Consider the following 10220-nt stretch of genomic DNA (forward strand, 5'->3'; position numbering starts at 1 on the left):
ACCCAGCGCTTCGGCGCCGTGCCCCGAGGCCGGAGAATGTGCCCATGTCCGTCGGTCGGCTGGTGTCGGTGCTCCTGTTGCTGCAGTCCCGCGGGCGCACACCCGCGCAGGGGATAGCCGACGCGCTGGGTGTGTCGGTGCGGACGGCGTACCGCGACCTGGCGCGCCTGCAGGCCGCCGGGGTTCCGGTCTACGCGGAGCCCGGCCGTGCGGGCGGGTACCAGCTGGTGGACGGCTATCGCACCCGCCTGACCGGGATGAGCCCCGGGGAGGCGCGCGCCGTGTTCTTCGCCGGGCTGCCGGGCGCGGCCGCCGACCTGGGGATCGCGTCGGAGGTGGCGGCGGCACGGCTGAAGCTGCTGGCCGCACTGCCGGCGGAACTCGGCGAGCAGGCGCAGCGGTCCGCGGCAGTGTTCCACCTGGACGCGCCCGCCTGGTACCGGGAGCCCGAACGGACCCCGTATCTGACCCTGTTCGTCGACGCGGCCCTCACCCGGCGCGTGGTGGACGTGCGCTACCGCCGCTGGCGCGCACCGCAGGAGGTGCGCCGCCGGCTGCGCCCGTACGGCCTGGTCCTCAAGTCCGGTGTCTGGTACCTGGTGGCCGCCGCGGAGGGCCGCACCGGGACCTACCGGATCAGCCAGGTCCTCGACGCGGTGACGGGCGACGAACGGTTCGACCGGCCGCCGGACTTCGACCTGGGCGCCTACTGGGCCTCCTACCTCGACGACTTCGAGGCCCGCCGCCACACGGGCACCGCCACCGTCCGCCTGTCTCCGCAAGGGCGGCGGCGCCTGCCCGACAACGTCCCCCCGGAGGTGGTGCGGGCGGTCGACTCCACCGCGACCGCCGTCGGCGAGGACGGTTGGGTCGAGGCCGTCATCCCGACCGAGAGCACCGCCCACGCGTGCGGCGAGCTGCTGCGTCTCGGCGTCGACGTCGAGGTCGTCGCACCGGACGAACTGCGGCGGGCCATGGCCGCCACGGTCGGGGTGCTCGCCCGGACGTACGGTCTCCACGCGGACGGGCGAGGACCGGGAGACGCGGACGGGTGACGACCGGGAAGTCCGGCGGCCGGTCTGGTCCTGGAAGCGCTCTCAGCGTGCTGACCGGCCCCGGCTATAGGCTGTAGGAGATCCGGCGGTCCCACGTCTGCCCGTGCCGCCGCCCAGCAACGAGGAGCGCCCGCCTTGGCCGAGCAGCATCCCGGGTCCCGGCCCACTCTGGAAGCCGTAGCGGCGCTCGCGGGTGTCTCACGGGCCACCGCGTCCCGCGTCGTCAACGGGGGCGACGGGGTCCGCAAACCGCTGGTCGACAAGGTGCTCAAGGCCGTCGACGAGCTCGGGTACATCCCCAACCACGCCGCCCGCACGCTCGTCACCCGGCGGACCGGGGCGGTGGCCGTGGTCATCGCGGAGCCGGAGATCCGGATCTTCTCGGACCCGTTCTTCTCCCAGCAGCTCCGCGGCATCAGCAAGGAGCTGGCCGCCCACGACACCCAGCTGGTGCTGCTGATCGTGGAAGGTCCCGCGGACTTCGAACGGATCGCGCGCTATCTGTCCGGCGGCCATGTCGACGGCGCCCTCGCGTTCTCGCTGCACACCGACGACCCGCTGCCCGCGATCACCCGTCGGGCCGGAATTCCGACGGTGTACGGCGGCCGGCCGAGCTGGACCGCGGCCCCCGGCGATCAGGCCGTGCCGTACGTGGACGCCGACAACCGGGGCGGGGCGCGGGTGGCCGTGCAGTACCTGCGGGATCTGGGGCGGGAGCGGATCGCGTACATCGGGGGGCCGCCCGACCAGACCTCGGCGATGGACCGCCTCGACGGCTACCGGGACATCCTGCTGGAGACGGACCCGACGCTCGTCACCGAAGGGGCGTTCACGGTGGAGAGCGGGGCGCGGGCGATGGCGGAACTGCTGGAGCGGCGGCCCGATCTGGACGCGGTGTTCGCGGCCAACGACCTGATGGCCACGGGCGCGCTGCGGGTGCTGCGCGAGCACGGGATCGCGGTGCCCGAGCAGGTCGCACTCGTCGGATTCGACGACATGGACTCGGTGGCCGAGGTCTCCGACCCGCCGCTGACCACCGTCCGGCAGGACATCGAGGGCATGGGCCGGCTGATGGCCCGGCTGCTGCTGCGTGGTCTGCACAAGGACCGTGCGGGGGCGGGCGCCCCCGACTCGGTGATCACACCGACCACACTCGTACGGCGGGCCTCGGCCTGAGGGGCCGGGACCCGCCGCACGGGGTCAGGCTCAGACGTACGGGATCTTCACGACCGCCGCGTCCGTACCGGTCTGCACCTGGGACGTGCCGTTGCCCAGCGCGTTCCAGATCTCCAGGCGGACCGTTCCGCCGCTGAGGTTGCCCAGGCTTCCGGTCACCGCCGCGGTGCCCACCGCCTGGGTGTACTCCTCCCACCCCGTGACCGGGTCGGTCGCGAAGTAGCGGAAGGTCTCGACCCGGTCGAACGTGCCGTCACCGGTGAGGTCGTAACTGATCCTGACCTGCGGGGCGAGCCCGACCTTCGTACCCGCGTCGACCCGGAGGCGGAACGCGGTGGACGTACCCGCCGCGAGGGTCCCGTCGACCTTCTTGACCTCGTAGACCGTCGGCTTGTACGGCGTACCGTCCCGGTTGACGCCGTCCGCCGAGGCCAGCGTGTCGGCTCCCGCCGCGCCGTCCGTGGCGGTGGTGAGGACGCCGCCGGACTTCAGCCGGAAGGTGTTGCCGGTGGACGGGCCCGGCTCCTCGGGATCCGGGTCGCCGCCGCCGGCACCCGTACCGGTGGCCGTGGAGCGGGCCGGGACGGAGAGCGTCTTGCCGTCGGAGAACGTGACGGTGCGGGCGGTGGAGTCGTAGTTGTGAGCGGCGTAGGTGCGGACGCCGTTCTTCGTGAAGACGGCGGACGTCGGGATGTTCCCGCTGACCGTCATGTCGGGTGCGCCCAGGGTGTCGAGCGTGGTGATCCAGTGGTACGTGTGCGCCTTGGACTCACCCTGCTCCGGGGTGTAGCCCCCGTTGCCCGCGTCCCACTTGGCCTTCGCCAGGGCCGGATCGGCCAGTGACTCGAACTGCCACAGCAGGTCGCGCCATTCGACGGCCGGTCCGCCGTTCTCGCGCTCCATCTCGGCGATGTTGCGCTTGATGGCGGCCTTCTCACGGGCCAGGTGCAGCGAACCGCCGGTGACGGGAAGGACGTTGATGCCGTGGATCTCCTCCGGGTTCGCGGTCCACCAGGTGGAGTACGCGCCGCCGCTGCCCCAGACCATGCCGACCGTGTCGTGGCCGAAGGAGCCGGGGAAGACCTGCTGGTCGGCGTCGAACCAGTACTGCGTGATCGCCTCCGACTCGGTGGTCAGCAGGTAGCTGCCGAGGTCGCGCAGCCCGGTGTCACCCGTCGCCGCACCCCACAGGACGAGGCCCGCGCTGAGGTTGATGGACTCCGAGGAGGACTCCTGGTTGTTGCCCGCCGCGAAGCCCTGGTGGCCGGATGCCCAGCTGTGGCCCGCGTAGACGTCGAAGCCGCGCAGGAACGGGTACGCGGTGTCCGTGCGGCTGGGGTTGGCGGTGTCGCGGACCAGGGTCTTGACCATGGTGCCCCAGGCGGAGTCGGCGGCCCATGCCTGGTCGTACTGGGCGACGATCGCCGCCGCGTACACGTAGTAGCTGTAGTGGAAGTGGTGGTCGTTGAGCTCGGTGTCGCTGCCGTACGAGGCCGGGTAGCCGGTGAGCGTCTTCCAGTCCTTGTCGTAGCTGAACTCGCTCGCGCCGCCCGCCGTGAACCACTCCTGGAGCCGGCCCTTCATCAGGCCGAGGAGCTTGTCCCGGATGCCCGTCTGGCCGATCTGGTCGGCGACCGGCACCAGCTGGGCGAGCCGGCCGAGGGCCTTGCCGGTCCAGTACGTGTCACTGGCCCCGGAGAACGGGTCGGAGGCGTTCGCCACCTCGTTCAGGTATCCGGTCAGCCGGGCCTTGTCGACGCCGCTCGACGCGGGCAGGGCGGGCAGCACGCCCTGGTTCTTCTGGCTGGTGGTGAAGGAGGCGGACTCCCGCACCTTCATGGTGCCGCGCGGGGAGACGTACGTGTACGGCGTGAGCGCGTCGGAGGTGTGCAGCCACTGGTGGCGGTACAGCGCCTGGATCGTTCCGCGTTCGGTGCCCTCCTTGGCCTCCGTGGTCAGGCTGTAGGTGGCCTTGACCGTGCCGCCGGTGGACTCCCAGGCCACCTTGGATCCGGTGACGAAGCTGAAGGCGTACTTCCGGTAGGTCGCGAGCGCGTCCGTGGACGGCAGCACGGCGAGCGAGAAGTAGTCCTTGCCGCCGAGCCCGGCGGTGATCGCCGTACCGGAGACGTTCCAGTCGCTGCCGGTCGGGGCGAACAGCGCGTAGTGGTGGCCGGCGACCGTGATGCCGAGGACGTTGCCGTTGTCCGCGAAGACGGTGGGGGTGCCGGCCGTGGTGATCCGGGCGTCGCCGCCGGATCCCTTGGCGTACACGAAGGGCATGCCGTGCCCGATGGTCGTGCGCAGGGTGCGGGTGCCGTCCGCCCAGTAGGGGGTGACGGTCCAGTCGGACCAGTCGTCGGCCTTGGTGTCCGGGGAATTGAGGCCGTTGAGTCCGACGGTCAGGTCGGCCTTGTGGGCGTACTCGTACTGGCGGCCGTCACCCACGACCGCGGGTGCGGTCGGGTAGCCGACCTCCAGGCCGCCCGAGGTGGCCTGGTAGGTGAGCGGGTGGCCGTACATCGGGGTGGAGTACGGGTTGTCGCCGTAGCGCTGGTAGGCGAGGGAGGACCACCAGTCGTTGGTGGGGACCGGCTTGTTCCTCGCCGCCGCGGTGAGCTTGGGCGTGACGGGGGCGCCGGTGTTGGTGGTGGGTCCGGAGGTACCGGCAGGGCGGCTGTCGGTGTAACTGCCGGAGCCGGCGGGGATGGTGGCGGCTGCCGCCGGGGAAGCGGCGGGGCCCAGAGCTACGGCGGCCAGGGCGAGGGACAGAACCGTCGCCGCAGCAGATCTGGAGAGGTTGGCTTGCATGGGCAGCACCTCGGAGTCATGGGGGGCGGGAGCGTTTTCGAGAGCGCTCTCAAGTGCCAAGGAACGTAAAACTTCTGAAACGTAAGTGTCAAGAGAACTCACACAGGCGGTAGTTGGGCGTAACGCCTAGCCGTTATGCGTTCGAGTCTTGACGGCGGGGGAACCCTGAGAGACGCTCCAGGCGCAGGTTTTGAGAGCGCTCTCAAGCGCTCGGTTCATCCCGAAGCCAAGGGAGGCTTCCCATGCCCATCGCCCGAGCCGCCAAGAGAGCCACCGTCCGCCTCGGCGCGGTCGTCCTCGCCGGAACGCTCCTCGCCGCCTGTGGATCCGGTACCTCGGACTCCTCCGACAGTGCGAACGGCAAGGTCACGCTGACTGTCGACCTCTTCGGATCGTTCGGCTACAAGGAAGCCGGGCTGTACGCGGAGTACGAGAAGCTCAACCCCGGCGTGACCATCAAGCAGAGCGACACCCAGGACGAGGCCGACTACTGGAAGTCGCTGCAGACCCGGCTGGCCGGCGGCGGCGGGCTCGCCGACGTGCAGGGCATCGAGGTGGGCCGCATCGCCTCGGTCACCCAGCAGCAGTCCGACAAGTTCGCGGACCTCAAGGAGTTCGGCGCCGACAAGCTCGAGGACCAGTTCGCCGAAGCCAAGTGGTCGGCCGCGACCACCAAGGACGGCAAGATCCTCGGCCTCGGCACCGACGTCGGGCCGGAGGCGATGTGCTACCGCACCGACCTGTTCAAGCAGGCCGGGCTGCCCACCGACCGCGAGGAACTCGCCCAGAAGTGGTCCACCTGGGACGGCTACCTGGAGCTCGGCAAGCAGTACAAGAAGAAGGCCCCCGCCAAGAGCGCCTGGCTGGACAGCATCGGCAGCCTCTACGGGATCATGATCGGCCAGGAGAAGGAGCGGTACTACGACGCCTCCGGTGAGCTGATCTACGAGAAGAACCCGGCCGTCAAGCAGGCCTGGGACACCTCGGTCAAGGCCTCCGACGCCGGCCTGAGCGCCAAGCTCGACCAGTGGTCACCGCAGTGGAACCAGGCGTTCGCCGCCGGATCCTTCGCCACCATCCCGTGCCCCGCCTGGATGCTCGGCTACATCAAGGGCCAGGCCGGAGACTCGGGCAAGGGCAAGTGGGACATCGCCAAGCTGCCCGGCGGCGCGGGCAACTGGGGCGGCTCCTACCTCTCCGTCCCGCGTGCGGCCGAGCACAAGAAGGAGGCGTACGAGCTGATCAAGTGGCTCACCGCCCCCGAGCAGCAGGCCAAGCTCTTCCAGAAGCAGGGCAACTTCCCGTCCTCGACGGGCGCGATCGAGAAGGTCGCCGACGCCAAGGACCCGTACTTCACCGACGCGCCGATCGGCCAGATCTTCGGTGACGCGGCGAAGGCGTCCCCGGTCCAGGTGCTGGGTGTGCACGACCAGAACGTGGCCCAGCAGCTGACCAACGCGCTGAGCGAGGTGGAGCGCAAGGGCACCTCGTCGGCCAAGGCGTGGGAGACGGCGAAGAAGGGCGTGGCGAACGTGATCGGCTGACACCCCTTCACCGCGCCGTAGGGCTGCGACACCCCGTCACCGCCCCGCCGGGGCCGGTCCGCCTCCGCACGACGGCGGACCGGCCCCCGCACCCGTAACGCCCCGCGTCCGTATTAACCCCCGGTGCTTCCGTACCGCCCGGCTTCCCTGCCGCCCCGGCTCCCGCACCTCCCCCGACTCCCCGCCCGTAACTTCCCGAAGGGCCGCACCGTGACCCTCACCGCCACCGCGAAGGCCGCGCCCCGGGCGCCCGGACCCGGATCCGGCGACGGCCGGACCGCCTCCCTCCGGCGCACCTGGCAGAAGTTCTCGCCGTACGCCTTCATCGCCCCGTTCCTCACCCTGTTCGCCGCCTTCGGTCTCTTCCCGCTGCTCTACACGGCGTTCGTCTCGCTCTACCGCGTCGAACTCCAGACGAGCGGCGACATGGAGTGGCGCGGCATCGCCAACTACACGGCGCTGTTCACCGACGAGTACTTCTGGACCTCACTGCGCAACACGTTCACCATCGGTGTGCTGTCCACCGTCCCGCAGCTCGCGATGGCCCTGGGCCTCGCGCACCTGCTCAACTACAAGCTGCGCGGGCGCACCTTCATCCGGACCGCGATCCTGCTGCCGTACGCCACCTCCGTGGCCGCCGCGACGCTGGTGTTCGCCCAGCTCTTCGGCCGTGACTTCGGGCTGATCAACTACGCGCTGGGACTGGTGGGCGTCAACCCCGTGGACTGGCAGACGGGCACGGTCGCCTCGCAGATCGCCGTCTCCACCATCGTCATCTGGCGCTGGACCGGGTACAACGCGCTGATCTACCTGGCGGGCATGCAGTCCATCCCGGGCGAGCTGTACGAGGCCGCGGAGATGGACGGGGCGTCGCGCTGGCGGCAGTTCGTCCATGTCACGTTGCCCGGTCTGCGGCCCACGATCGTCTTCACGGTGATCGTGTCGACGATCGGCGCCACCCAGCTGTTCGGGGAGCCGCTGCTCTTCGAGGGGTCCATCTCCGGCGGCATCGCGCACCAGTACCAGACCCTCGGCCTGTACATGTACGAGCAGGGCTGGGGCTTCTTCCACCTGGGCCGGGCCGCCGCCATCGCCTGGGTGATGTTCGTCCTGATCGTGGTGCTCGTCGGGGCCAACGCCCTCGTCGTGCGCCGCCGTGCCCGTAAGGAGGCCGGCCGATGACCACGCTCGCCGCACAGCCGACCGCGCCCGAGACCGTACCGCCCACGACTCCGCCCGGCCGACGCGGGAGGCCGCGGGGACCACGGGGCATGCAGGGCGGCTGGCTCTCCTACCTGATCCTCGGCTTCGCGCTGCTGATCTCGGCGTTCCCGTTCTACTGGACGATCGTCGCGGCCAGCCGCTCCAACGCGGACCTCGCGAAGGTCCCGCCGAGCCTGCTGCCCGGACCGAACCTCATCAAGAACTTCGACGCGGTGCTCGAGGAGGCCGCGATCGGCAAGGCGCTGCTGAACTCGTTCATCGTGTCCGGCTCCATCACGATCGGCACCGTGCTGTGCTGCACCCTGGCCGGATTCGCCTTCGCCAAGCTGCGCTTCAAGGGCCGCGGCGCACTGCTCACCCTGACCATCGGCACGATGATGATCCCGCCGCAGCTCGGCGTCATCCCGCTGTTCATGCTGATCGCGGAACTCCAGTGGGTGAACCAGCTGCAGGCCGTGATCCTGCCCGGCCTGGTGTCGGCCTTCGGGGTGTTCTTCATGCGCCAGTACCTGGTGCAGTCGCTGCCCGACGAACTGATCGAGGCGGCCCGCGTCGACGGCGCGTCGACCGCGCGCATCTTCTGGTCGATCGTCATCCCGATCGCCCGGCCCGGCATGGCGGTACTCGGCATGCTCACCTTCATGACCGCGTGGAACGACTTCTTCTGGCCGATCATCGCCCTGTCCTCGCAGGAACCGACCGTGCAGGTCGCCCTGCGGCAGCTCGGCGGCTGCTACGTCCACGACCAGTCGGTGATCATGGCCGGCACCCTGCTCGGCACTCTCCCCGTGCTGCTGGTCTTCGGCCTGCTCGGGCGGCAGATCGTCGGCGGGATCATGCAGGGAGCCGTCAAGGGCTGAGCCCTCCCCCCACCACCCCACCTCACCTCTGGAGTGCCTGTCTCATGACCGCTGTCGATGCCCGCCCCAACACCGTGGCGGGGCTGCGGTTCCCCACCGGATTCCGCTGGGGGACGGCCACCGCCGCCTATCAGATCGAGGGAGCGGCCACCGAGGACGGCCGCACCGAGTCCATCTGGGACACCTTCAGCAGAACCCCCGGCAAGGTCCGCAACGGCGACACCGGTGACATCGCCGCCGACCACCTCCACCGGATGCCGGACGACGTGGCGCTGATGAAGGAACTCGGCGTCACCGACTACCGCTTCTCGGTGTCCTGGCCCCGGGTCCAGCCGACCGGCCGCGGCCCCGCCGTCGAGCGCGGACTCGACTTCTACCGGCGGCTCGTCGACGAACTGCTGGGTGCCGGCATCCGGCCCGTCGCGACGCTCTACCACTGGGACCTGCCGCAGGAACTGGAGGACGCGGGCGGCTGGCCGGAGCGCGACACGGCACACCGGTTCACCGAGTACGCCGCGCTCATGGCGCGCGCCCTCGGCGACCGGGTGGCCACCTGGACGACGCTCAACGAGCCCTGGTGCGCCGCGTTCCTCGGGTACGGGAACGGGGTCCACGCCCCCGGTCGTACGAGCGACCTCGCAGCCCTGCGCGCGGCCCACCACCTCAACCTGGCCCACGGCAGCGCGACCGGCGTCCTGCGGGACGTGCTGCCGTCCTCCGCCGAGGTGTCGCTGACCCTGAACCTGCACGCCCTGCGGCCGCTGACGGACACCCCGGCGGACCACGAGGCCGTGCGCCGGATCGACGCCGTCGCCAACCGGATCTTCCTGGACCCGGTCTTCCACGGGCGGCTGCCGCAGGACCTGGTGCAGGACACGGCGTCCGTCACCGACTGGTCCTTCGTCCGCGACGGGGACCTTGAGGTCATCTCCGCGCCCCTGGACTCCCTCGGCATCAACTACTACTCCCCGAGCGTCGTTTCCGCCGGTGCGTCGGAGTCCCCGTCCCCGTGGGCGGGCGCCGAGAAGCACGTGGCGTTCACCCCCGCGGACGGGCCCCGCACCGCGATGGACTGGCCGGTGGACGCGAACGGGCTGCACGAACTCCTCACCCGGCTCGGCGGGGAACTGCCCGGCCTGCCGCTCATGGTCACCGAGAACGGGGCCGCGTACGACGACTACGCCGATCCCTCGGGCCAGGTCCACGACCCGGAGCGGGTGGCGTACCTGGACGCGCACCTGTCGGCCGTGCACCGGGCGATCGAGGACGGCATCGACGTGCGCGGGTACTTCCTGTGGTCGCTCCTGGACAACTTCGAGTGGGCGTACGGCTACAGCAAGCGGTTCGGCATCGTCCACGTCGACTTCGCGAGCCAGCGCCGCACGGTGAAGGACAGCGCCCGCTGGTACGCGGACGTCATCGCACGCGGCGGTCTCGACCGCCCCTGACCACCGGCCCCACGCGTCGGGGGGGCCCGGGCGAACCGCGGGGGCCGGGCGTCGAGGGGGGGCCGGGGGTACCCCTGGGCCCGGGGGGGGCGGGGGACACCC

General features: G+C 70.7%; 7 protein-coding genes. 6 read left to right on the forward strand and 1 reads right to left on the reverse strand.

Annotated elements, in window-relative coordinates:
- The first annotated feature begins 44 nt into the window (after positions 1-44).
- A complete protein-coding gene (locus ACFW9O_RS05185) occupies positions 45-1055 on the forward strand; it encodes a helix-turn-helix transcriptional regulator (protein WP_384605161.1) in 1011 nt (336 codons plus the stop codon).
- Positions 1056-1190: 135 nt separating this feature from the next.
- Positions 1191-2231 (forward strand): LacI family DNA-binding transcriptional regulator, encoded by a 1041-nt coding sequence (locus tag ACFW9O_RS05190; RefSeq protein ID WP_351174500.1) that lies wholly within the window; start codon positions 1191-1193, stop codon positions 2229-2231.
- Positions 2232-2261: 30 nt separating this feature from the next.
- Here the strand turns inward: ACFW9O_RS05190 and ACFW9O_RS05195 are convergent, their stop codons facing one another.
- Positions 2262-5042: a glycosyl hydrolase gene (locus tag ACFW9O_RS05195; RefSeq protein WP_384605164.1), complete on the reverse strand. Its 2781-nt coding sequence runs from the start codon at positions 5040-5042 to the stop codon at positions 2262-2264.
- Between the two features lie 242 nt (positions 5043-5284).
- Between ACFW9O_RS05195 and ACFW9O_RS05200 the strand changes: the two genes are divergently transcribed.
- The 4 genes from ACFW9O_RS05200 (at position 5285) to ACFW9O_RS05215 (ending at position 10118) form a co-directional block, all read left to right on the forward strand.
- Entirely contained in the window at positions 5285-6586 is a 1302-nt protein-coding gene (locus ACFW9O_RS05200; protein ID WP_351174496.1) for an extracellular solute-binding protein, read from the forward strand.
- A 210-nt stretch (positions 6587-6796) separates the two neighbouring features.
- On the forward strand, positions 6797-7768 hold the full coding sequence (locus ACFW9O_RS05205) for a carbohydrate ABC transporter permease (protein WP_384605167.1): 972 nt from the start codon (positions 6797-6799) through the stop codon (positions 7766-7768).
- Positions 7765-8670, forward strand: a complete 906-nt coding sequence (locus tag ACFW9O_RS05210; protein ID WP_384605171.1) for a carbohydrate ABC transporter permease — start codon at positions 7765-7767, stop codon at positions 8668-8670. Before ACFW9O_RS05205 ends, ACFW9O_RS05210 begins: the two co-directional genes overlap by 4 nt.
- A gap of 44 nt (positions 8671-8714) precedes the next feature.
- The gene (locus tag ACFW9O_RS05215; RefSeq protein WP_384605173.1) at positions 8715-10118 is read left to right on the forward strand and encodes a GH1 family beta-glucosidase; all 1404 of its coding nucleotides are present in this window, start codon (positions 8715-8717) and stop codon (positions 10116-10118) included.
- Positions 10119-10220: the final 102 nt, after the last annotated feature.

The organism is Streptomyces sp. NPDC059499, from assembly GCF_042749285.1.
In the GTDB taxonomy this organism is placed as follows: Bacteria; Actinomycetota; Actinomycetes; order Streptomycetales; family Streptomycetaceae; genus Streptomyces.